This window comes from Actibacterium naphthalenivorans (genome assembly GCF_014196965.1).
Classification (GTDB): domain Bacteria; phylum Pseudomonadota; class Alphaproteobacteria; order Rhodobacterales; family Rhodobacteraceae; genus Actibacterium_A; species Actibacterium_A naphthalenivorans.
Genome location: NZ_JACIEQ010000001.1, coordinates 715,686 through 737,953 on the forward strand (window position 1 = coordinate 715,686; position 22,268 = coordinate 737,953).

At 64.3% G+C, this 22,268-nt stretch carries 28 protein-coding genes and 1 riboswitch; of the genes, 4 read left to right on the forward strand and 24 right to left on the reverse strand.

The genetic code is table 11. The features are described 5' to 3' along the window. Nucleotide 1 precedes the first annotated feature (1 nt). Nucleotides 2-376, forward strand: coding sequence for a DUF2237 family protein (locus GGR17_RS03440; protein WP_054538081.1), 375 nt, complete (start codon nucleotides 2-4; stop codon nucleotides 374-376). A gap of 3 nt (nucleotides 377-379) precedes the next feature. Here GGR17_RS03440 and GGR17_RS03445 read toward each other — a convergent pair whose 3' ends face one another. The 23 genes from GGR17_RS03445 to miaB form a co-directional block, all read right to left on the reverse strand. Continuing rightward, nucleotides 380-880: a helix-turn-helix transcriptional regulator gene (locus GGR17_RS03445; RefSeq protein WP_054538080.1), complete on the reverse strand. Its 501-nt coding sequence runs from the start codon at nucleotides 878-880 to the stop codon at nucleotides 380-382. Nucleotides 881-935: 55 nt separating this feature from the next. Next, a complete protein-coding gene (locus tag GGR17_RS03450; protein WP_054538079.1) occupies nucleotides 936-1,331 on the reverse strand; it encodes a hypothetical protein in 396 nt (131 codons plus the stop codon). Nucleotides 1,332-1,416: 85 nt separating this feature from the next. After that, nucleotides 1,417-1,851, reverse strand: a complete 435-nt coding sequence (locus GGR17_RS03455; RefSeq protein WP_054538078.1) for a hypothetical protein — start codon at nucleotides 1,849-1,851, stop codon at nucleotides 1,417-1,419. 189 nt (nucleotides 1,852-2,040) lie between these two features. Next, entirely contained in the window at nucleotides 2,041-3,279 is a 1,239-nt protein-coding gene (gene trpB, locus GGR17_RS03460) for a tryptophan synthase subunit beta (protein WP_054540309.1), read from the reverse strand. Nucleotides 3,280-3,281: 2 nt separating this feature from the next. After that, nucleotides 3,282-3,524 carry a hypothetical protein gene (locus GGR17_RS03465; RefSeq protein WP_157445508.1) on the reverse strand — a complete coding sequence of 81 codons (243 nt, stop codon included), beginning with the start codon at nucleotides 3,522-3,524 and terminating at the stop codon, nucleotides 3,282-3,284. 13 nt (nucleotides 3,525-3,537) lie between these two features. Next, nucleotides 3,538-3,990, reverse strand: coding sequence for a GNAT family N-acetyltransferase (locus GGR17_RS03470; RefSeq protein WP_037204222.1), 453 nt, complete (start codon nucleotides 3,988-3,990; stop codon nucleotides 3,538-3,540). Beyond that, complete coding sequence (locus tag GGR17_RS03475) at nucleotides 3,987-4,634, reverse strand: phosphoribosylanthranilate isomerase (RefSeq protein ID WP_054538077.1); 648 nt, start codon at nucleotides 4,632-4,634, stop codon at nucleotides 3,987-3,989. Before GGR17_RS03475 ends, GGR17_RS03470 begins: the two co-directional genes overlap by 4 nt. 10 nt (nucleotides 4,635-4,644) lie before the next feature. Beyond that, nucleotides 4,645-5,010: a lipopolysaccharide assembly protein LapA domain-containing protein gene (locus GGR17_RS03480; RefSeq protein WP_054538076.1), complete on the reverse strand. Its 366-nt coding sequence runs from the start codon at nucleotides 5,008-5,010 to the stop codon at nucleotides 4,645-4,647. A 13-nt stretch (nucleotides 5,011-5,023) separates the two neighbouring features. Next, a complete protein-coding gene (ihfB, locus tag GGR17_RS03485) occupies nucleotides 5,024-5,305 on the reverse strand; it encodes an integration host factor subunit beta (protein WP_037204232.1) in 282 nt (93 codons plus the stop codon). Nucleotides 5,306-5,598: 293 nt separating this feature from the next. Further along, entirely contained in the window at nucleotides 5,599-7,476 is a 1,878-nt protein-coding gene (rpsA, locus tag GGR17_RS03490; protein WP_255353379.1) for a 30S ribosomal protein S1, read from the reverse strand. A 42-nt stretch (nucleotides 7,477-7,518) separates the two neighbouring features. Continuing rightward, nucleotides 7,519-8,178, reverse strand: a complete 660-nt coding sequence (locus GGR17_RS03495; RefSeq protein ID WP_157445507.1) for a hypothetical protein — start codon at nucleotides 8,176-8,178, stop codon at nucleotides 7,519-7,521. Between the two features lie 64 nt (nucleotides 8,179-8,242). Further along, nucleotides 8,243-8,851: a (d)CMP kinase gene (locus tag GGR17_RS03500; protein ID WP_054538074.1), complete on the reverse strand. Its 609-nt coding sequence runs from the start codon at nucleotides 8,849-8,851 to the stop codon at nucleotides 8,243-8,245. Then, complete coding sequence (aroA, locus tag GGR17_RS03505; protein ID WP_054538073.1) at nucleotides 8,848-10,200, reverse strand: 3-phosphoshikimate 1-carboxyvinyltransferase; 1,353 nt, start codon at nucleotides 10,198-10,200, stop codon at nucleotides 8,848-8,850. Before aroA ends, GGR17_RS03500 begins: the two co-directional genes overlap by 4 nt. 100 nt (nucleotides 10,201-10,300) lie before the next feature. After that, nucleotides 10,301-11,014: a tRNA (guanine(46)-N(7))-methyltransferase TrmB gene (gene trmB, locus GGR17_RS03510; protein ID WP_054538072.1), complete on the reverse strand. Its 714-nt coding sequence runs from the start codon at nucleotides 11,012-11,014 to the stop codon at nucleotides 10,301-10,303. Between the two features lie 244 nt (nucleotides 11,015-11,258). Continuing rightward, nucleotides 11,259-11,723, reverse strand: coding sequence for a preQ(1) synthase (gene queF / locus GGR17_RS03515; protein ID WP_054538071.1), 465 nt, complete (start codon nucleotides 11,721-11,723; stop codon nucleotides 11,259-11,261). A gap of 7 nt (nucleotides 11,724-11,730) precedes the next feature. Beyond that, on the reverse strand, nucleotides 11,731-12,897 hold the full coding sequence (metK, locus tag GGR17_RS03520; RefSeq protein ID WP_054538070.1) for a methionine adenosyltransferase: 1,167 nt from the start codon (nucleotides 12,895-12,897) through the stop codon (nucleotides 11,731-11,733). Nucleotides 12,898-12,903: 6 nt separating this feature from the next. Next, nucleotides 12,904-12,953: riboswitch (SAM-SAH riboswitch) on the reverse strand. Between the two features lie 34 nt (nucleotides 12,954-12,987). Beyond that, nucleotides 12,988-14,487, reverse strand: coding sequence for an apolipoprotein N-acyltransferase (lnt, locus tag GGR17_RS03525; protein ID WP_054540308.1), 1,500 nt, complete (start codon nucleotides 14,485-14,487; stop codon nucleotides 12,988-12,990). 10 nt (nucleotides 14,488-14,497) lie between these two features. Beyond that, the gene (locus GGR17_RS03530; protein ID WP_054538069.1) at nucleotides 14,498-15,388 is read right to left on the reverse strand and encodes a hemolysin family protein; all 891 of its coding nucleotides are present in this window, start codon (nucleotides 15,386-15,388) and stop codon (nucleotides 14,498-14,500) included. Between the two features lie 37 nt (nucleotides 15,389-15,425). Then, the gene (gene ybeY / locus GGR17_RS03535; protein WP_054538068.1) at nucleotides 15,426-15,932 is read right to left on the reverse strand and encodes an rRNA maturation RNase YbeY; all 507 of its coding nucleotides are present in this window, start codon (nucleotides 15,930-15,932) and stop codon (nucleotides 15,426-15,428) included. Continuing rightward, on the reverse strand, nucleotides 15,925-16,935 hold the full coding sequence (locus GGR17_RS03540) for a PhoH family protein (protein ID WP_054538067.1): 1,011 nt from the start codon (nucleotides 16,933-16,935) through the stop codon (nucleotides 15,925-15,927). The genes ybeY and GGR17_RS03540 overlap by 8 nt, the downstream gene beginning before the upstream one ends. A 148-nt stretch (nucleotides 16,936-17,083) precedes the next feature. After that, on the reverse strand, nucleotides 17,084-17,386 hold the full coding sequence (locus tag GGR17_RS03545) for a hypothetical protein (RefSeq protein WP_037208694.1): 303 nt from the start codon (nucleotides 17,384-17,386) through the stop codon (nucleotides 17,084-17,086). Between the two features lie 10 nt (nucleotides 17,387-17,396). After that, nucleotides 17,397-17,900 carry an OmpA family protein gene (locus GGR17_RS03550; protein WP_157445634.1) on the reverse strand — a complete coding sequence of 168 codons (504 nt, stop codon included), beginning with the start codon at nucleotides 17,898-17,900 and terminating at the stop codon, nucleotides 17,397-17,399. Between the two features lie 291 nt (nucleotides 17,901-18,191). Continuing rightward, nucleotides 18,192-19,517 (reverse strand): tRNA (N6-isopentenyl adenosine(37)-C2)-methylthiotransferase MiaB, encoded by a 1,326-nt coding sequence (miaB, locus tag GGR17_RS03555; RefSeq protein ID WP_054538065.1) that lies wholly within the window; start codon nucleotides 19,515-19,517, stop codon nucleotides 18,192-18,194. 126 nt (nucleotides 19,518-19,643) lie between these two features. On the opposite strand from miaB, the gene GGR17_RS03560 reads away from it, so the two are divergent. Together GGR17_RS03560 and GGR17_RS03565 are read left to right on the forward strand one after the other, a co-directional pair. Next, a complete protein-coding gene (locus GGR17_RS03560) occupies nucleotides 19,644-20,507 on the forward strand; it encodes a glycosyltransferase family 2 protein (RefSeq protein ID WP_037208697.1) in 864 nt (287 codons plus the stop codon). Between the two features lie 19 nt (nucleotides 20,508-20,526). After that, the gene (locus GGR17_RS03565) at nucleotides 20,527-21,132 is read left to right on the forward strand and encodes a hypothetical protein (RefSeq protein WP_054538064.1); all 606 of its coding nucleotides are present in this window, start codon (nucleotides 20,527-20,529) and stop codon (nucleotides 21,130-21,132) included. 9 nt (nucleotides 21,133-21,141) lie between these two features. Here the strand turns inward: GGR17_RS03565 and irrA are convergent, their stop codons facing one another. Further along, nucleotides 21,142-21,558, reverse strand: a complete 417-nt coding sequence (gene irrA, locus GGR17_RS03570; protein WP_037208763.1) for an iron response transcriptional regulator IrrA — start codon at nucleotides 21,556-21,558, stop codon at nucleotides 21,142-21,144. Between the two features lie 177 nt (nucleotides 21,559-21,735). On the opposite strand from irrA, the gene fabA reads away from it, so the two are divergent. Further along, nucleotides 21,736-22,248: a bifunctional 3-hydroxydecanoyl-ACP dehydratase/trans-2-decenoyl-ACP isomerase gene (gene fabA, locus GGR17_RS03575; RefSeq protein WP_054538063.1), complete on the forward strand. Its 513-nt coding sequence runs from the start codon at nucleotides 21,736-21,738 to the stop codon at nucleotides 22,246-22,248. The last annotated feature ends 20 nt before the right edge of the window (nucleotides 22,249-22,268 follow it).

Genomic DNA, 22,268 nt, shown 5'->3' on the forward strand with positions numbered 1-22,268 from the left:
GATGCAGAAAGACCCCGCGACCAACGTCCTCGGCCAGGAGTTGGCCCCCTGCTCCGCCCGCCCGCTGACCGGGTTCTTCCGCGACGGGCATTGCAACACCTGCGCCGACGATCACGGCAGTCATACCGTCTGTGTGGAGGTGACGGCGGAGTTTCTGGCCCTGTCGAAATACCTTGGCAACGATCTTTCCACCCCGCGCCCCGAGTTCCGCTTTCCGGGGCTGAAGCCGGGGGATCAATGGTGCCTGTGCGCCGCCCGCTTTCTGCAGGCGCATGAGGAAGGCTGCGCGCCGAAGGTGCGCCTTTCGGCCACCCATGCCCGCGCGCTGGAGATCGTGCCGCTGGAGATCCTGCAGCTCAACGCCCTGCCCGATTGAGGGTTAGCCGGCCTTGCCCAGCAAGGCGTCGTCCATCAGATCGTCGATGAACAGGCTCAGAAGCTGGGGCCGGCCGCTGACGCCTGCCTTGCGGTAGATCGCGTTGGTCTGCGCCTTGACCGTGCCTTCGGAGGTATTGCGCAGCGCGGCGATTTCCTGCGTCGACAGCCCCTTGATCGCAAACAGCGCCACGTCCTTCTCTGCCGGGGTCAACGCCCATTGCGCGAACCGCTCCTGCATCAATTCCGCGAAGGCGCCCGAGGCGACGCGCAGCTGTTCCTGATAGCGCTGGGTTTTCTGCATCGTCCGCCGCAGCGCCACGGCCCCCAGCACCAGCCCGAGGATCAAGCCGACCGCCGCGCCGATCTCCAGCAGCTCGCGGGTTTGCCAGCTGATCGGCGTCGTGCGCAGGCCGACGACGCTCAGAACGATGTCAGAGACGAAGAACACCGCGCAGATTGCCTGAACCAGCAATATCGCGATCACGAAAACCCGGTCTTTCAAATGCCTTCAGTCCCCCCGGTGCGGGTTTCGTGGCCCCCCGAAGGGGATGGCCGCCTTACCCGTCTTCATCTTCATCCTCGTCTTCGTCTTCGTCTTCATCCTCATCTTCGTCGTCTTCGTTCGGCCCGCCCCGGCCGCCGCCAGACCCGCCCGGGGCATGGCTGTCGCGCGGATCGAAAAGCTCGGCGTCGTCCTCGTCGTCGTCATCCTCGTCGTCCCACAGATCGCGCAGGATCTCTCCCGTCCGCGGATTGAAGATGATTTCGCGCTCGACGCCGTTGCCATGGGCGACGATCCGGGTCCGCCCCAGCAACGTGCGCGACACACGGATTTCCGAAAAGCCCTGGCCGCGCAGCTGAGCGACGATACGCTCCTGAAGGTCAGCCGCAAAGGCGCCGCCGGCCCAGATCAGGGCCGCCGAAGCACAGCTCAGAAACAGTCTGCGTTGCATGATATCCTTTCGGGGCGTGCCAAATGGCGCCTTCGCTTCACATTCCCGAAACGAAGGCACCGTGGCAAGGGGGCGTCAGCGCAGATCAGCTGTCGTCGCCTTCGTCGTCATCAGAGTCAGAATCAGAGTCATCATCGTTGCTGTCGTCATCTTCAGCTTCGTTTTCGTCTTCACCCTCGTCCTCGTCCTCGAGACTCTCATCGTCATAATCGTCGATCTCTTCCTTGACGACATTGCCCTGGGCATCGAACGTGCGCTCGATTTCCTTGCCTCCGGCCTTCAGCTCTTCCTTCATCAACGTGCCGTCGATGCTATAGGTCCGTTCCAGCTTGCCCGCCGCGCCGGTGGCTTCGGCCCGGTATCGGGTCGCGCTGCGGCGGATCTCGATGCCGGAATAGCCGCTGCCGGACAGGTCGGACACGATCCCCTCGACAACCGGATCGGGGGTGGTCTGGGCAAGGGCGGCGGTGGACATCAACAGGGCGATGGCCGGAACGGCCAGGGTTTTCCTGAATTTCATGGGGTCTTCCTTTCACTGTCATGGCAACGCCGATGCGCGCCTCGTGAAAGGAGGTAAGCCCACCCCGGAAGCCGGGGATATTGCCCGCAGGTTTAAAGCCGGCCGCCTAAACCACAGGAAACCGCGCATAAACCAAAGTTTAGGCGCTGTATGCGCAGGCCCCGCCGTGCAGACGGGGCCGCGCCGGCGTCAGTCGCCGGTGTTCATGTCGAACCCGAGGTGTTTGGCCACGGTGAAGATATCCTTGTCGCCGCGCCCGCACATATTCATCACGATGATATGGTCAGCGGGCAACTCCGGCGCGATCTTCATCACGTGGGCCAGCGCGTGGCTGGGCTCCAGCGCCGGGATGATCCCCTCCTGCAGGCAACAAAGCTGAAACGCCTCCAGCGCCTCGGCATCCGTGATCGCCACATATTCGGCCCGGCCGGTATCGTGCAGCCAGGAATGCTCAGGCCCGATGCCGGGGTAATCCAGCCCGGCCGAAATCGAGAACCCTTCGAGGATCTGCCCGTCATCGTCCTGCAGCAGATAGGTGCGGTTGCCATGCAGTACGCCGGGGCGACCGCCGGTCAGCGATGCGCAATGCTCCATCTTGGCATTCACGCCCTTGCCGCCAGCCTCGACCCCGATGATGCGCACGTCCTTGTCATCCAGAAACGGAAAGAACAGCCCCATGGCGTTCGACCCGCCGCCGATGGCCGCGATCAGCGTATCGGGCAGGCGGCCCTCACCTTCCTGTTCTTCCAGCTGCCAGCGCACTTCCTTGCCGATGATCGACTGGAAATCACGCACCATCGCCGGATAGGGATGCGGACCCGCCACCGTGCCGATGCAATAGAACGTATCACGCACGTTGGTTACCCAGTCGCGCAGCGCATCGTTCATCGCGTCTTTCAGGGTGCCGCGGCCGGATGTCACCGGCACCACCTCGGCCCCCAAAAGGCGCATCCGGAACACGTTGGGCGCCTGACGCTCCACATCATGCGCGCCCATGTAGACCACGCATTTCAGCCCGAACTTGGCACAGACCGTGGCCGTGGCCACACCGTGCTGCCCGGCCCCGGTTTCAGCGATGATGCGCGTCTTGCCCATGCGCATCGCGAGGATGATCTGGCCCAGCACGTTGTTGATCTTATGCGCGCCGGTGTGGTTCAGCTCGTCGCGCTTGAGATAGATCTTGGCCCCGCCCAGATGTTTGGAAAGCCGGTCGGCATGGTAGAGCGGGCTGGGGCGGCCGACGTAGTTCTTCCACAGATCGTCCATCTGCGCCCAGAACGTGGGGTCGGTCTTGGCGCGTTCATATTCCTCTTCCAGCGACAGGATCAGCGGCATCAGCGTCTCGCTGACGAACCGCCCGCCAAAGGTGCCGAACCGGCCGTTTTCATCCGGGCCGGTCATGAAGCTGTTGATAAGGTCTTCGGCCATGGTCATACGTCTCCAAATCCAAATTCAGCGTGCAGAATTTGGTACAATTGTCTGGCAGATTCTTCGCTAAACTGAAGCGTCTGGCTGAGTTTCCCAGGCATGTCACGATCATCAGAACCGTAACTATTCAGCTGAAGAACTTTCATTCCGTCGCGTTCGCCAACCATGTATTTACATACAAGTTGGGTCGGGTGAGCAGATCGAACTTCTTTGTCATCCCTTTCGATTGATCTGACAAACGCCATCGCTCTCTCCCGTTCAATCCAGTTCGCGTTTAAAGCCAATATGCGACGCGGTAAAGCCGAGCCGCTGGTAAAACGCCTGCGCGCGGTTGCGGCTTTTGTTGGTGGTCAGCTGAATCAGGCGGCAGCCGGCGGCGCGGGCGCGGGCCTCGGCATCGGCCATCATCGCGGCCCCCAGCCCCTGCCCCCGCAGATCACCGGCCACCCGCACGCTTTCGACCTGTGCCCGGCGCGCCGCTTTCAGTGACAGGCCAGAAATCAGGGTCAGCTGATAGGTAGCGACGATCCGGCCGCCCGCATCCTCGCCCACGATCAACAGGTTGCCGCCCTCGGCCTGCATCGTGTCGAAAGCAGCCAGATAGGGCGCAAGGCCCGCCCCTTCGCGCGCGGCGCCCAGCGCGTCGTCAGCCAACAGCGCGACCACCGCGGCCACGTCATCGCGGCGGGCTTCGCGGAACCGCAGGCTCATGCCAGCGCCGCCTCGATAAAGGCCCCGATCAGCGCCGCATCCTTGACCCCCGGCGCGCTTTCCACGCCCGAGGAGACATCCACCTGCCGCGCGCCCGTCATCTGAATGGCCAGCGCCACGTTTTCCGGCGTCAGCCCCCCGGCCAGCATCCACGGCACCGGCCAGCGCCGGCCCGCGATCAGCCGCCAGTCAAAGGCCAGACCGTTGCCACCGGGCAAATCGGCCCCCTTCGGCGGCTTGGCATCGACCAGTAGCTGGTCGGCCACACGGCCATATTCGGCCAGAGCAGGCAGATCGTCGGCGTCGGCCACGCCCACCGCCTTCATCACCGGCAGCCCGTAGCGCGCCTTCACCTGCGCCACCCGCGCGGGGCTTTCGGCGCCGTGCAGTTGAAGCATGTCCAGCGGCACGCGGTCCACGATCTCGTCCAGCGCGGCATCGTCGGCATTCACCGTCAGCGCCACCTTGGCGACGCCCGGCGGCACCCCGGCCGCCAGCCCGTGCGCCTGTTCGATGCTTACATTGCGCGGGGATCTGGCGAAGAATACGAAGCCGACATAGGCCGCACCGGCCTCGACCGCCGCCGCGACATGCGCGGCTTCGGAAAGTCCGCAGATCTTTACCCTGATGTCCCCGGTTGCCATGACAGGCGGTTTAGCCTGCCTTGCCGCCATCCTCAAGCAGGGCGAGCACGTCGTCATTCGGTTTGGGGGCGGTGGCGGTCTTGAGCCGCTTGACCTCGCGCTCCAGCGTCTTGGCCTCGCGCTTGGCGCGGGTCGCTTCGGCGCGGTGGCGCGCCTCGCGCAGCCATTCCCAGATGAAGCCGATCAGAAGACCGGCCACAATGCCGCCGAACACCACAAGGAACAGCGGCAGGCGGATCTCCCAGTCGCCGCCGATGAAGCCCGATACACCCTCGGGCAAAAGCCGCAGCGAAACGAAACCACGGTTGGCCAGCGCGACCGTGATCAGGCTCAGCCCGAGCAAGACGAGAAAGAGATAGCGCAAATATCGAAACATCAGAAAATTCCGTTCATTTCTCGTTCAGACGATCCCGCAAAAGCTTACCCGTCTTAAAGAACGGCACGGATTTTTCTTCAACCTCCACCGATGCGCCGGTGCGCGGATTCCGGCCCGTGCGCGCATCGCGTTTCTTCACGGAGAACGCCCCGAAACCGCGCAGCTCCACCCGATCGCCGTTTGACATGGCGTCAATGATCTCTTCAAAGATCGTGTTCACGATGCGCTCCACGTCGCGCTGGTAAAGGTGTGGGTTCTCGTCCGCGATCTTCTGAATTAATTCTGATCTGATCATTAAAAAATCGGCCCCCCCGCCCTGCGCCTTCGAATGCGCATTTGTCTATGTTCTAAGCTTCACGACTATAATCTCCTTTTTCGCCATGAGAAACAGAAACCATTGGAAAAGCTTGGAAAACAGAGATTTCAGCGGCGAAGTTTCACATTCCGGGCAGCGAGCGCGGCTCTTGCACAGAAAGGTTAACGCGCCGGACGGCCCTGCCGGGCGTCACAAACGGCGTTGATTCGGGAAACGCGAAACGGCCCCGCATCGCTGCGGGGCCGTCCATTTCATGCCAAAGGCACGGTGTCTTAGTTGTCGTCGCCCTTGAGCGCGGCACCCAGGATATCCCCGAGCGACGCACCGGAATCCGACGAGCCGTACTGCTCGACCGCTTCCTTTTCCTCGGCGATTTCGCGCGCCTTGATCGACAGGCCCAGACGGCGGGTCTTGCTGTCGATATTGGTCACGCGCACATCAACCTTGTCACCAACCTGGAAACGCTCGGGGCGCTGGTCGGCACGGTCACGGGACAGATCGGAGCGGCGGATGAAGGATTTCATGCCTTCGTATTCCACCTCGATGCCGCCATCCTCGATCGCGGTCACTTCGACCGTGATGATCGAGCCGCGCTTCACGCCGCCCACGGCATCGGCGAACTTGTCGCCGCCCAGCTGTTTGACGGAAAGCGAGATACGCTCCTTGTCCACATCCACCTCGGTGACGACGGCCCTGACCGTGTCGCCCTTGCGGTAGTTCTGGATCGCATCTTCGCCGCGCTCGTCCCACGACAGGTCGGACAGGTGCACCATGCCGTCGATGTCGTTGTCGAGACCGATGAACAGACCGAATTCGGTGATGTTCTTGACCTCGCCCTCGACCTCGGTACCCACCGGATGGGTTTCGGCGAACACATCCCACGGGTTGCGCATGGTCTGTTTCAGACCCAGCGACACGCGGCGCTTGGCGGTGTCGATTTCCAGCACCATGACTTCCACTTCCTGAGAGGTGGAGACGATCTTGCCGGGATGGACGTTCTTCTTGGTCCACGACATTTCGGACACGTGAACCAGGCCTTCGACGCCCGGCTCCAGCTCAACGAACGCACCGTAGTCGGTGATGTTGGTGACGCGGCCGGTATGCACCGATTCCAGCGGATATTTGGCTTCCACCGAATCCCACGGATCGGCCTGAAGCTGCTTCATGCCCAGGCTGATACGGTGGGTTTCCTTGTTGATCTTGATGACCTGAACCTTGACGGTCTCGCCGATCGACAGGATTTCCGACGGGTGGTTCACACGGCGCCAGGCCATGTCGGTGACGTGCAGCAGGCCGTCAACGCCGCCCAGATCGACGAAGGCACCATATTCGGTGATGTTCTTGACAACACCGTCCACGGCCTGGCCTTCGGTCAGGTTGCCGATCACCTCGGCGCGCTGCTCGGCGCGGCTTTCTTCCAGAATGGCGCGGCGCGACACGACGATGTTGCCACGGCGACGGTCCATCTTGAGGATCTGGAACGGCTGCTTCAGCCCCATCAGCGGGCCGGCATCGCGCACCGGGCGCACGTCAACCTGAGAGCCGGGCAGGAACGCCACGGCGCCGCCCAGATCGACGGTAAAGCCACCCTTGACCCGGCCGAAGATCGCGCCTTCGACACGCTCTTCGTCAGCGTAGGCTTTCTCCAGACGGTCCCAGGCTTCTTCGCGGCGCGCCTTGTCGCGGCTGATGACAGCCTCGCCACGGGCGTTTTCCACGCGATCGAGGAACACCTCGACCTCGTCGCCGACTTCGATTTCCGGGGCCTCGCCGGGATTGGCGAATTCTTTCAGTTCGACGCGGCCTTCCATCTTGTAGCCGACGTCGATAATGGCCTGACCCGCTTCAATTGCGATCACGCGGCCTTTGACAACGGACCCTTCGCTGGGCGTGTCAATCTCGAAGCTTTCTTGCAGGAGGGCTTCGAAATCCTCCATCGATACGTTTTGAGCCATCTGGTCTCGGTTTCCTTTACAATGTTTTTTCTGGCCACGCGGTTGTCTCCGCCGGTCTTTGGGTTGGTCATTTGCAGCCGCGCCAACAACAATGAGGGCCGGAGATTGTTCCCGACCCTGCCCATATGTGTGTTCTATGGCTTTGACTGCCTTGTCGACATCGGGCTCTATACAGACATGTCCCCAGCCAGGCAAGGGAAAGCCGCAGAAAAGCGCCCTGCGGACGACCCGCCCCTTTCAGTCGCACACGTAGGACCAGCTGTCATATTCGTAGGTGGTGTAAAAGTCGCTGGGTTGCGGGCGGGACTTGAGCGACCGCCGGTCGGTGGAAAACGGATCCGGGTCATAGAACGCATCGCCATCGGGGCTTATAAGAGGGCGCAGCGGTCGCACATGGATCACACGCGTGCGCTGACAGATCGCCTGCCCCTTCGCCGCCACGGTGAACGCGCCCTCCTGTTCGGTCAGCGTCACCACATGCCCGGCCTTGCGTGCCAACCCCTCCACGCCAAAGCTCAGGGGGCTGTCGATCCTCAGCGCGCCGGTGTTTGGTGCGGGGGCAAAACCCTCCTCCTCGCCGCGCCAATCGGTGCCATAGGCGAAATCCAGCACAAAGCGCCCGTTCGGCACCAGCACCCGAAAGAACTGCCCGCCGGTGATGCCCGCGGCCAGTACCGCCTCGCCCGTCTCGGCATCTTCCACCCTGAGATAGAAATCGCGCCCCTCGGGCGTTTGCACGACCAGCGGGAACACCGCCGCAAGCGGGCTGTTGCGCCACAAAAGACCATGAGCCAAGCCCGATGCCGGTTCGCCCGCCGGGGCGGCCAGCACGGCCACGATGCCCAGAATGGCCGCCAAGACCATCGCGCCTGTCCATCCGATCAATCTGCCAGCCACGTCCGGTGCCCCCTCTCCATCCTTCCGAGATGGGTGGGGGGTACGGAAAAGTCCAGCCGCCGTGTCAGCCGCGCCGCGCGTTAATGACCGCGATGGCCTTTGCCACGGCCTCATCGATCGTCAGCGCGGAGGTGTCCAGAACCACCGCATCCGCCGCCGCCGCCAGCGGCGCCGCCGCCCGCTCGCTGTCGCGCGCATCGCGTTCGCGCAGATCGGCCAGCACCCCGTCGGGGGTCACATCGGCGCCCTTGCCCGACAGTTCCAGAAACCGCCGCCGGGCCCGCACCGCATCACTTGCGGTCACATAAAGCTTCACCTGCGCCTCGGGGCAGATCACCGTGCCGATGTCGCGCCCATCCAGAACCGCGCCGCCCGCACGCCGGGCAAAGGCGCGCTGAAAATCCACCAGCGCCGCGCGCACCTCCGGTATCGCCGCCACTTTCGAAGCTGCCTGTGCCACCTCGGCCGTGCGCAGATCGTCACGCGCCAGATCCTCGGGTCGCAGCGCCCTGGCCGCGGCGACCGGCTCCAGCCCGTCCAGCACCCGCCGCCCGGTGGCCCGGTACAGCAAGCCGGTGTCCAGATGGGCAAAGCCGAAATGCGCCGCCACAGCACGGGAAATCGTGCCCTTCCCCGCCGCGGCGGGGCCATCAATCGCCACCGTGAAGCTCACCGGTTGCTCCGCCCCAGATGCGCGCCCAACCCTTCCATCAGCGGCTCGAACACCGGAAAGGACGTAGAGATCGGCCCCGCGTCATCCACCGACACCGGCTTTTGCGCCGCCATCCCCGCACAAAGAAAGGACATCGCGATCCGATGATCCAGATGGGTGGCACAAACCGCCCCGCCCGGCATCCCGCCCGGCCCCATGCCATGCACGATCAGCGTGTCCTCATCCTCCTCCACGGTCACGCCGCAGGCCTCCAGCCCGCGCGCCATGGCGTCGATCCGGTCACTTTCCTTGACCCGAAGCTCCTTCACCCCGCGCATCACCGTCTTGCCGGCGGCAAAGGCGGCAACAACCGAGAGGACCGGATATTCGTCGATCATCGACGGCGCCCGCTCCGGCGGCACGTCGATCCCGCGCATGGCGGTGGAGTAACGCGCGCGCAGATCGGCGACCGGCTCGCCGCCCTCCTCGCGCATGTTCTCGAATGTCAGATCGGCGCCCATCTCCTGCAGGGTGATGAACAGCCCGGCGCGCGTCGGGTTCAGCCCGATCCCAGGCACCAGCACATCCGACCCCTCGACGATCAGCGCCGCACACACCGGAAACGCGGCCGAACTCGGATCGCGCGGCACCACGATGCTCTGCGGCCGCAGTTCCGGCTGGCCGGTCAGGGTGATCACCCGCCCCTCCTCGGTCTGCTCCACCGAAACCTCCGCGCCGAATCCCGCCAGCATCCGCTCGGTATGATCGCGCGTGGCCTCCTTCTCGATCACCACGGTCTGACCCGGCGCATTCAGCCCCGCCAGCAAGACCGCCGATTTCACCTGGGCCGAGGGCACCGGCACCACATAGCGCACCGGCACCGGCTCTGCCGCACCGACGATCGTCATCGGCAGCCGCCCGCCCGCGCGCCCGTAAGCCGCCGCCCCGAAAAGCCCCAGCGGATCGGTCACCCGCCCCATCGGGCGCGACCGCAACGAGGCATCGCCGGTAAAGGTCGCGCTGATCGGCGAAGTCGCCATCGCCCCCATGATCAAGCGCACACCGGTGCCCGAATTGCCGCAGTCGATCACCTGTTCGGGCTCGGCAAACCCGCCAACCCCCACACCGCTCACAACCCACTCGCCATGGGCCAGATGCGTCACCTCGGCCCCGAAGGCGCGCATCGCCCGGGCCGTGTCCAGCACATCCTGCCCTTCCAGCAGGCCGGTGATATGGGTCTCGCCCACACTCAGCGCGCCAAGGATCAGCGACCGGTGGGAAATCGACTTGTCTCCCGGCACATCCGCCACGCCCTTCAGCGGCGCGGATCTGCGGGCGGTCATCGGGATAGGATCGCCATGGCCGGACATATCTGCCTCATTCGTTGGTTGCGCGCGTGATAGCCCACGGCAAACGAAGCGTCCATGACAGAAGCCCCCCGCCGGAGGCAAAAACCTCCCGTCCCCGGCGCTACACCCGCCGGAACGTCAGGTAATGCGGCACCCGCCCCTCGCGCAGCGCCTTTTGCTCATAGCGCGTGGAAATCCAGTCTTCCCAAGGCGTCCGCCAGTCCTGCGGTCCTTCTGCCAGCCATTCGAAGCCCTGGCGCGGCACCTGCTCCAGTGTCTGACGCACATAATCGGGAATATCCGTGGCCACCCGGAAAATCGCGCCGGGCTTCATGACGCGCGCCAGCGGCTCCAGATGCTCGGGCGTCACGAAACGGCGCCGGTGATGGCGCTTCTTCGGCCAGGGATCGGGATAGAGCAGAAAGGCCCGTGCGATCGAAGCCTCTGGCAACACGTCGAACATATCCCGCACATCCCCCGGATGGACCGAAACGTTGCTTACCCCGGCATCGCGTATCTTGCCCAGCAGCATGGCCACACCATTGATGAATGGCTCGCAGCCGATGATACCGACCCCGGGATTCGCGGCGGCCTGATGCACCATATGCTCACCACCGCCAAAACCGATCTCGAGCCACACATCGCGCGCCCCAAACAGCGCGCCCAGGTCGAGCGGGCGACGCTCTGGGTTTTCCTCCCAGCTCACCCCGCGCGGCGCCAGCGCCTGCAGATCCTCATCCAGAAATGCACGCTGACTGTCGCGCAGCGTCTTGCCGTGGCGGCGACCATAGAAATTGCGCCAGGGGGCGCCGGTGGGGTGGGTATCTTCGCTCATGGCGGGGGTGCTACGAAATCGCGCCCCAAGGTGCAATCGTGCAGTTGGACATGAGCAGGAAACGCGCGCCTTCGGCGCAAGCCTTCTGCCTGTTGGGGCTCCGCCCCAAACCCCGGGATATTTGCACCAAAGCAATCTGAGGAAAAGCAGGTCTCAGCCTTGCTTTGGGCGAAATATCCCCGCCGGAGGCAAACCGGCCCGCAGGGCCGCAATACAGGACTTGCGCCGCAGGCGCACCGGCAGGTCAGCCCCGGCCGCGATAGGGCGCGACGCCCTGATCGGGGATCCATACCCCGTCGGGTGCCGGGCCGGTCTGCCAGAACACGTCGATCGGGATGCCGCCGCGCGGGTACCAATAGGCCCCGATCCGCAGCCATTCGGGATCGAGCAGCGCCACCAGCCGCTTGGCGATGTCGATCGTGCAATCCTCGTGAAAGGCGCCGTGGTTGCGGAACGAGGTCAGGAACAGCTTCAGCGACTTGCTTTCAACCAGCCAGTCGCGCGGGATGTAATCGATCACGATATGGGCGAAATCCGGCTGGCCGGTCATCGGGCAGAGCGAGGTGAATTCCGGCGCGGTGAAGCGCACGACGTATTTCGTGCCCGCGTGGCTGGCGGGCACCTTTTCCAGCGCCGCCTCTTCGGGCGAGGCAGGCTGGGCCACGGCCTGGCCCAGCTGGCTCAGCCCAGATACATCGGTTTTCGCCATCGCCCTGTCACACCGCCTTTTTCAGCGCGTCGATCAGATCGGTCTTTTCCCAGCTGAACCCGCCATCGGCATCGGGGGCGCGGCCGAAATGGCCGTAGGCCGCGGTGCGCTGATAGATCGGCTTGTTCAGGTCCAGATGCTCGCGGATGCCGCGCGGGGTCAGGTCCATAACCTGGGCCACGGCCTTTTCGATCGCGGTCTCGTCGACCTCTCCGGTGCCGTGGGTATCGACATAGATCGACAGCGGCTTGGCCACCCCGATGGCATAGGAGAGCTGCAGCGTGCAGCGTTTCGCCATCCCCGCGGCCACCACGTTTTTCGCCAGATAGCGCGCGGCATAGGCGGCCGAACGGTCCACCTTGGTCGGATCCTTGCCGGAAAACGCGCCGCCGCCATGCGGGGCCGCGCCGCCGTAGGTATCGACGATGATCTTGCGCCCGGTCAGGCCGGCGTCGCCATCGGGGCCGCCGATCACGAAGGTGCCGGTGGGGTTCACCCACCATTCGGTCTTGTCGGTGATCCAGCCCGAGGGCAGAACCTCGCGGATATAGGGTTCTACGATGGCGCGGATCGCGGCGGAATCCTGATCTTCACGCTCATGCTGGGTGGACAGGACGATCGAGGTCACCTCGACCGGCTTGCCGCCCTCGTAACGCACCGAAAGCTGCGATTTGGCGTCAGGGCGCAGGGTCGGCTCGGCACCGGATTTGCGGACTTCGGCCAGGCGGCGCAGGATCGCATGCGCATATTGGATCGGGGCCGGCATCAACTCCGGCGTTTCATCCACCGCATAGCCGAACATGATACCCTGATCGCCAGCACCGTCCTTGTCGACGCCCTGGGCGATATGGGCGGATTGCTCGTGCAGGAAGTTCAGCACGTGGCAGGTGTTCCAGTGGAACTTCTCCTGCTCATAGCCGATGTCCTTGATGCAATCGCGCGCGATCTGCCCGATGCGGCCCATATAGTCCTTCAGCCGCTCCTGGTTCGACAGGCCGACCTCGCCGCCGATCACGACCATGCCGGAGGTGGCGAATGTCTCGCATGCGACCCGCGCATTGGGTTCTTCTGTCAGGAATGCGTCGAGGATCGCATCCGAGATACGATCGCACACTTTATCGGGGTGCCCCTCCGACACGGATTCGGAGGTGAAAATGTAGTTCTGCCGGGCCATGGGAAGTGCTCCATTGTGAAAATACCCGCCACGCCAGGAAGCCGTTGTGACGGTAAGGTCAGTGCGGCTTACGCTTGGGGGCGGCGCTGGTCAACGGGATACTGAGAAGCGCCTGTATATAAGTGCCGCCAGCGCAACAATAATGGCGAGGCCCGCCGGCCAGTCGCCGAAACGCACATAAAGCGTGGGCGGCAGCGCGGGCGGTACCGGCGCGGTCAGTTGCCCCGCCGTGTTCAGCGGCAGGTCCCGCAGTACCCTGCCCCGCGCGTCGATCACCGCCGACACGCCGGTATTGGCCGAGCGCAGCACCGGCAGCCCCTGTTCCACCGCCCGCAGGCGCGCCTGGGCCAGATGCTGATAGGGGCCGGAGAATGTGCCGAACCACGCGTCATTGGTCAGTTGCAGGATCCAGTCGGCCCGGATTGGCGCGGCGCGCAGATCCTGGGGAAAGATCGCCTCGTAGCAGATCAGCGGCAGCACCTTGCCCAGCGCGCCCAGATCCAGCACCTGCGCGCCGGGGCCGGCGGCATAGCCAAAGCTTTCGCCCGCGGCCAGGCCGAAGATGCCGAACCGGGCGAAAAACCCGCTGAGCGGCATGTATTCCCCGAAAGGCACCAGGTGATACTTGTCGTAGACATGGGTCACCGCGCCGCCCGCGCCGATGGCCGCCAGCGCGTTGAACACCCGCCGCCCGTCGCGCCGCTGAATGCCCAGGATGGCCGGGCGCCCGCCGGAGGCGTCGGAAATCATCTTCAGCACCGGCTCCGCCTGACCCAAAAGGTAGGGCACGGCGGTTTCGGGCCAGACGATCAGATCCGGCGCCGGGTCGGAGAATTCGGCCGTCAGCGCCAGTTGACGGCGAAGGAACACCGGTACCAGATCGTCTCGCCATTTCAGATGCTGCGCCGCGTTGGGCTGCAGCAGACGCACGACGGGCGCGGCCTCTCGCGGCGGTATCGGCCGGGTCAGTTGCCAGGCGCCGTAGCCCCAGGCCGCCGCCACCAGCACAAGCGCCAGCACCGCCCCGCGGGTGCGCAGCGCCACCGGCAGCGCCGCCGCCAGCAGCGCCAGCAGCGTCAGCCCGTGCGGGCCGGTCACCGCGGCGAGCTGCATCACCGGGGTGCCGATCCACAGATGGCCGATCAGCGCCCAGGGGAAACCGGTAAGCACATAGCTGCGGGCCAGTTCCGCGACTGTCAGCATCAGCACCAGCGCTGCGCATCGAAGCCCAGGCCGTTGCGTGAAACGCGCGGCGGCATAGCCCGCCACCGCCCAGAACAGCGCCAGCCCAAAGGCCATGAGGCCGAGCGCGAAGGGCGCCATCCAGCCGTGGCGGGCGATATCCACCAGAAAGGGCTGCACGATCCAGACCAGCGCCGCGCCGAAATACCCCGCCCCGCCCATCCAGGCCAGTTTCGCGGCCCGCTGCGGGGTGGCCGCCGGCAGGACAAGAGCAATCAGCCCGGCGAACCCCAGCAGGGCCAGCGGCCACAGGCCCAGCGGGGCCTGCCCCGCCGCGGCGACAATGCCAAGACCGAAGGCCGCCGCCCCGCCGCGCGCCTTTTCACCGGTCAGCGCGGCCTGGCGCATGCGCATCGGCTCAGCCGTCCTTCGCCTCGGGCAGGCGCACGCGCAGCCGCTTGATTCGGCGCGGATCGGCATCCACCACTTCGAACTCGGCGCCGCTGTCATGCGGCACGACCTCGCCCCGCGTGGGCACCCGGCCTGTCATCATGAAGACAAGACCGCCCATCGTGTCGATCTCTTCCTCGTCTTCCTCGTCGGCCAGCTTGATGCCGATCTTGGCCTCGAACTCGTCCAGCGGCGCGCGGGCCTGTACCAGGTAGATGCCCGGCTTTTCCTCGACCCAGGGGCTGCCCTCGGCGATGTCATGCTCATCCTCGATCTCGCCGATGACCTGTTCGATCAGATCCTCGATCGTGACCAGCCCGTCGACCCCGCCGTATTCGTCAATCACCAGCGCCATGTGCATCCGGTCGTTCTGCATCTTCTGCAACAGCACGCCGATCGGCATCGACGGCGGCGCATAGAGCAGCGGCCGCACCATCGGGCGCAGCGCGAAATCGGTGCTGGGGCCGTTGAACCCGTGCTCCAGCGCGAAATCCTTCAGGTGGATCAGGCCGACGGGCGTGTCCAGCGTGCCGTCGAACACCGGCAGGCGGGTCATGCCGCTGTCACGGAAAACCTTGACCAGATCGTCCTTGGAAATGTCCAGCGGCACCGCCACGATCTCGACCTTCGGAACCGCCACATCCTCGACCCGCATCCGGCGCAGGTTGGCCATGCCAAGCGGAGACAGGGCACCCGTGGTGCCTGTGGCAGAAATTTCCGCGCGTTGGTCCTGTTCGTCTATCGGGTCGGGGGCACGAAAAGCCCCGATAAGCCGGCCCAGCAGGCCACCCTTGTTGTTCTCTTCAATGTCCGGCGCGCCTTGCGCTGCCATAGAAGACCCGTCGGTCTCGTCGCCCATCAGTCCTTACCAGTTAAGCCGGACGTGCACGCCCGTATCAGCCATATGGGTCAGCAAGACCCAAGGTTGCAAGTATTTCCACCTCCAAACCTTCCATCACGGCCGCATCCTTTGGTCTTATGTGGTCATAACCCAACAGGTGCAGGCAGCCGTGAACCAGAAGATGGGTCACATGGTCGGCCATGCTCTTGCCCTGCTCCGCCGCCTCGCGGGCGCAGGTTTCATGGGCGATGGCGATATCCCCCAGCTCTGCGGCCATGCCGGCCGGGCCCGGGGCGGGAAGGCCCGGCGCATCGCCGTCCCCCGGCGCGGCAAGGTCTTCGGCGGGCCAGGACAGCACATTGGTGGGCGACGGTTTGCCGCGGAAATCGGCGTTGAGCACGGCGATGCGGGCATCGTCACAGCCCAGCAGGCTGATCTCATAGGCGTCGGGGGCAAGCCCCAGCCGGGCCAGCGTGGCGCGGCAGGCGGTTTCGGCCAGCGCCTCCAGCCCCTCCCGTTGCCACCGATCATCCTCGATCAGCGTTTCGACCAGATCAGGCATCGGCCTTGTCGTAGGCCTCGATGATCCTGGCGACAAGCGGGTGGCGCACCACGTCCTTGGCGGTGAAATAGTTGAACGAGATCTTGTCGATGTCCTTGAGCAGGTTTTCGGCATCCGCCAGCCCCGAGGACGTGCCGCGCGGCAGGTCCACCTGCGTGCGGTCGCCGGTGATGACCATGCGCGAGCCTTCGCCGAGCCGGGTCAGGAACATCTTCATCTGCATCGTGGTGGCGTTCTGCGCCTCGTCCAGCACCACGAAGGCATTGGCCAGCGTGCGCCCGCGCATGAAGGCCAGCGGCGCGATCTCGATCCGCTTTTCCTCGATCAGCTTGGCGACCTGCTTGCTGGGCAGGAAATCGTTCAGCGCATCGTAGAGCGGCTGCATGTAGGGATCGACTTTTTCCTTCATGTCGCCGGGCAGAAAGCCCAGCCGCTCGCCCGCCTCGACGGCCGGGCGCGACAGAATGATCCTGTCGACATGGCCGCCGATGAACATGTTCACCGCCGCCGCCACCGCCAGATACGTCTTGCCGGTGCCCGCCGGGCCGATGCCGAAGGCCAGCTCGTGCGAGAACAGCGCCCGCACATAGGCTTTCTGCGCCTCGGTGCGCGGCTCGACCAGTTTCTTGCGGGTCTTGATCTCGACATGGCCGCCCTGGAACATCTCCAGCTGGTCGCCCTGGCGGGCGCCGGTGCCCTCTCCGGAATCGCCCAGACGGATCGCGCCGTCGATATCGCCGGCATCCAGCGTCTTTCCGGCCTCGAGCCGCCCGTAAAGCTGCTGCAGCACCATCGCGGCCCGGCCGCGCGCATCCCCCTCTCCGACAACGGCAATCTGGTTGCCCCGTCGCAGGATATGCACCCCGAGCTTATGCTCGATCTGCGCGAGATTGCGGTCGAACTCTCCGCAAAGGTCGATCAGAAGGCGGTTGTCAGGGAACTCCAGAAGCGTTTCGTGAACGTCTTCCGTGTTTGGCGGGGGGGTCAGAGCGCTGATGCCCAAAAACGACTCCGTTTGTTAAAGCCTGCATAGATATGGTGGCGCTCTCTGGCCCGATACGCAAGCGTTGGGTGACAGGTTTCACGGAATTGCAACAAAAAAGGCCGCCGGGCATTGCCCTGCGGCCATTTGCGATGCGCTCGCGATGCCGTCAGACCGGATCCTCGACCGGCGAGCCGGCCTTGAACGGCCCGACGACAGAGCCCGGCGGGGCGATGCCCGAACAGACAGGCCGGCCGTATTTGTCGCGCCGGATGTCCATATAGCCCTCGGCGCCGTCATCGATCATCCAGTGGTCACACCCGTTGGGATCCACCCAGATACCGGCGCGCATCTCGCTCAGGCGCTTGTTGTCCAGAACACCGCCGTCGATGGTCTTGTCGCCGTGATTGGTTTCGCAGGCCGCCACCAGGGCGACGATGGGCAGAAGCGTGAAAGCCTTGAAGAATGTCATGCCCGACCCCTTAACGGAAACAGATGATTTCGACGCGCCGGTTCCGGGCCCGGCCCGCGGCTGTCGCGTTTGTGTCGATCGGGTCCCGCTCGCCGTATCCGCGCACATCGGTGATCCGCGCGCCGACGCTTTTGGCCACGGCGGCCACCGCATTCGCGCGGCGCAGCGAAAGCGACATGTTGTACTCGTCCGAGGCGCGGCTGTCGGTATGCCCAGCGATGGCAAAAGAGGTCGCGGTGGAGGAGCGGAAGAATTCAACAAGACGGCGGCGACCGTCGGCGCTGATCGTGGACTGGTTGGTCGCGAAAAGCTGATCGGAATTCAGCGTGCCGCAGGTCGGCGCGCGATTGCACACGGGCAGGCCCTGGCGATCGACATGCGGAGACATGTACCCCTCCCAGCCGTCATCCATGACCCAATGCTCACAGCCATCGGGATCGACCCAGATCGTGGGGATATAGCGTTCGCCCTGAATCACATCCTGCTGCGCCCAGCCAGCCATGCCGGACAGCATCAGGGCGGCAACCGCCAGCCCCGCAAGCGCGATGCCGCGCAACGCGTGGAACGCCCCGCAGGAAAGCCCGTCAGGCCAATGCCGGTATTTCGGAAAACTTGAAATCTCTACCATTGTTCAATCACTCTGAAACACCTGAAGACATTACCGTTTTCCCCCGATTCTGTGAAAGGTTAATCCCAAGGACCGCCCCGTTGCCGATACAATCGCCGCGAAATCTGGCAATTATCCGCCAAAACAAAGGAAATCCGCCCGACGTTTCAGGCCAACTCGCGCCAGGGGCGAGTTGCCTCAAACCTCCACCACCTGCCCGGCAAGGGAATTGGCCCCCGATCCGGTGATCCGCACCCGCGCGACCTGCCCGATCCGCTCGGCGCCCGCCTGCGCATGCACGGCATGCAGGTGATCGGACTTGCCCACAAGCTGCCCGGCCTCGCGCCCCGGCTTTTCGAACAGCACGCCCACCTCGCGCCCGACCATCGCATCCTGGATTTCCGCCTGCTGGCGCGACAGCAACGCCTGCAGCCGCTGCAGCCGGTCTGCTTTCACATCCTCATCCACCTGCGCGCGCTCGGCGGCGGGAGTGCCGGGACGGGTGGAGTATTTGAACGAATAGCACTGGCCGTAGCGCACCTGCTCCACCAGCGCCAGGGTGGCGGCGAAATCCGCTTCCGTCTCTTCGGGGAAGCCGACGATGAAATCGCCCGACAGCAGGATATCGGGCCGCGCGGCCCGGATACGCTCGATCAGCCGCAGATATTGCTCGGCGGTATGGCTGCGGTTCATCCGTTTCAGGATACGGTCAGAGCCCGACTGCACCGGCAGATGCAGATAGGGCATCAGCTTGTCGCAATCGCCATGAGCCGCGATCAGGTCGTCGTCCATGTCATTCGGGTGCGAGGTGGTGAACCGGATCCGCGCCAGCCCGTCGATCCTGGCCAGTTCGCGGATCAGCCGCGCCAGCGACCAGTCGCCCCCCGCGCCCGCGCCGTGATAGGCATTGACGTTCTGGCCCAGCAGCGTGATCTCGCGCACGCCGCGCTCCACCAGGTCGCGCGCCTCGTCCAGCACGCGGTCCACCGGGCGGCTGACCTCGGCGCCGCGGGTATAGGGCACCACGCAAAAGGCGCAGAACTTGTCGCAGCCTTCCTGCACGGTCAGAAACGCGGACGGGCCGCGCTGCGCCTTGGGGCGGGCGGCCAGATGCGCGAACTTGTCTTCCTCGGGGAAATCGGTGTCGAGCGCCTTTTGCCCGTTCCCGGCCTTCGCCTCCATCGCGGGCAGCCGGTGATAGCTTTGCGGCCCCACCACCAGATCGACCATCGGCTGACGACGCATGATTTCGGCGCCTTCGGCCTGGGCGACACAGCCGGCTACGCCGATCTTCAGCTCCGGCTTGGCGGCCTTCAGCCCCTTGAAGCGGCCAAGCTCGGAATAAACCTTTTCGGCCGCCTTTTCGCGGATGTGGCAGGTATTGAGCAGGATCATGTCGGCATCATCGGGCGTGTCGGTGGCAATATAACCCGCCCCGCCCAGCGCCTCGGCCATGCGCTCGCTGTCATAGACATTCATCTGACAGCCATAGGTCTTGATGAACAGTTTCTTCTGGTCCGCCATGATCCGCACCCCGCCAATTCAAGGCGCCCTCCTACACAATGCCGGCAAAAGCCGCAACGCTTGCAATGATACCCGATTTACAGGAGTTTCGGAAAAGGCCCGGGGATCAGGGCGGCGAGGCGCGGAATGAACTACGACGGGACAAGCGATTTTCTGGCAAAAGCCGGCGACGCGCTGGCCAAGGGGCCGATTGCCGTGATCCTTGTCGAGGATCTGGTCGAGGTCGATACCACGATCCGCCATCATCTGAACCTGGGGTTTCGTACCGTCATCGTCTTCGCCCCCGAAGAGCTGCGCCTGCCCGCCGACATCGCCGGCAAGGTGCACCGGGTGGCGATCGACGTGTTTCAGGACAAGGCGTTTCAGAACGCGCTGAACCGGGTCATCGCGGCGGCGGACGGGCAGTGGATGTATTTTTGCTACAACGCCGAATTCCTGTTCTTCCCCTTCTGCGAAACCCGCACGGTGGGCGAGATGCTGGCCTTTCACGGCGAAGAGCGGCGCGACGCGATGCTGACCTATGTCATCGATCTTTACGCCGCCGACGTGGACAGGTTTCCCGATGCGGTCTCGCTGGAAACCGCGCTGCTGGACAAGTCGGGCTATTACGCGCTGGCGCGGGCGGATGCCGAGGGTAATCCGAAGGAACGCCAGCTCGACTTTTTCGGCGGGCTGCGCTGGCGGTTCGAAGAGCATGTGCCAAAGCCCCGGCGCAAGATCGACCGGATCGCGCTGTTCCGGGCCAAACCGGGGCTTGAGCTGCGGCGCGACAACACCTTCAACGACGAGGAATACAACACCTATTCCTGCCCCTGGCACCACAACCTGACCGCCGCCATCTGTTCGTTCCGCACCGCCAAGGCGCTCAAGACGAATGCGGGCTCGACCTTCGACATCCCGACCTTCAAATGGCACAACTCGACCGAGTTCGAATGGACCTCGCAGCAATTGCTGGATCTGGGGCTGATGGAACCGGGGCAATGGTTCTGAAACTGCGAAAGGCACCGGCATGAACATCAACCGCGGCGAATGGGCCGTCTTCTGGTTCACGATCGCCTATGTCGGCGTGTTCACCGCCTGGTTCTTTGCCCAGGGGAATTTCGAGTTCATCTGGTACGTCATCACCATGGTCGGCATCATCGCCCTGGTCGCGCGCAACCTGCGGGTCGCAGAGTTTTCGCCCGCACTCCTGTGGTCGCTCAGCCTGTGGGGGCTGGCGCATATGGCGGGCGGCGGGGTTCAGGTCGGCGAGGGCGTGCTCTATTCGCTGGTCGTGCTTCCGGTCGCGGTCAATGGCGAGCTGACGGTGCTGAAATATGATCAGCTCGTCCACGCCTATGGATTTGGCGTGACGGCCTGGATGCTGTGGCACATTCTGGCAACACATTTCCCGCCGCTGCGCAACTCGCGCTCGATCTATGTCTATCCGGCGCTTGGCGCGATGGGGCTTGGCACGGTGAACGAGATCATCGAATTCATCGCCGTTCTGGTGATACCCGATACGAATGTCGGCGGGTATTACAATACGGCCCTGGATCTGGTGTTCAACGCAAGCGGGGCGGTGATCGCCATGATCCTGATCGCCATGATCAACCGCAGGCAGGGCGCGCAATAAGCGGCCCGCTCAGGCCCGGCGCAGCCGGATCACCACATCGACCTTCACGATCTCCGCCCCGTTGGGCGCATCGGGCAGGCCGGCGATCTTCAGATTGTCGGCGGGCGCGTCGGTCAGTTCGCTGTCGTCTTCCCAGAAGAAATGCGGGTGATTGCTGGTATTGGTGTCGAAATAGCTTTTCGACCCGTCCACCATCACCTCCTGCAGCAGCCCGGCATCGCAGAATGCCTTGAGCGTGTTGTACACGGTGGCCAGCGACACACGTTCGCCCGCGGCGCAGGACGCGTCGAACAGGCTTTCGGCTGTCACGTGGCGGTGCTGCCCGTCTCCGACCAGAAGCGCCGCAAGCGCCAGCCGCTGCCGTGTCGGGCGCAAACCCGCGCCGGCCAGCCATTCGGTTCCCCGATCAATCGCCTCTGGTGCCATCTTTTGCATCCACACTTCCCTTGGGGCCTGTATATAGTCGTTTTCAGAGACCGTTTTCAATTGAATTTCTGGCCCGGGGCGGGGCACCACTGGCGGCGGCGCCCTATTGCAAGCCCGCAAAGGGCGATGTTAGAGGGGTTGGGACAACGAGTACCGACCAAAAAGGGGCAGGGCTGAATGGCCGATTATCCGACCAGTTTTGACAAGGACGCGCTTTTGAAATGCGCCCGGGGCGAGCTTTTCGGCCCCGGAAATGCCCAGCTTCCCCTGCCGCCGATGCTGATGATGGACCGTATCACCGACATCAGCGCCGACGGCGGCGCGCATGGCAAGGGCCATGTCGTGGCCGAATTCGACATCACCCCCGATCTGTGGTTCTTCGAATGCCATTTTCCCGGCAACCCGGTGATGCCGGGCTGCCTGGGCCTTGACGGGCTGTGGCAGCTGACCGGGTTCAACCTGGGCTGGCGCGGCTGGCAGGGCCAGGGCTTTGCCCTGGGTGTGGGCGAGGTCAAGCTGTCCGGAATGGTCCGCCCCGACCGCACGATGATCACCTATTACGTCGATTTCACCCGCGTGATCGACCGCCGGCTGAAGATGGGTGTCGCCGACGGCCGTGTTGAGGCGGATGGCGAAGTGATTTATCAGGTCAAGGACATGAAGGTCGGGCTGGCCGCAGCCGAAGGCTAAGCCACCATCAGGGAGGGAGC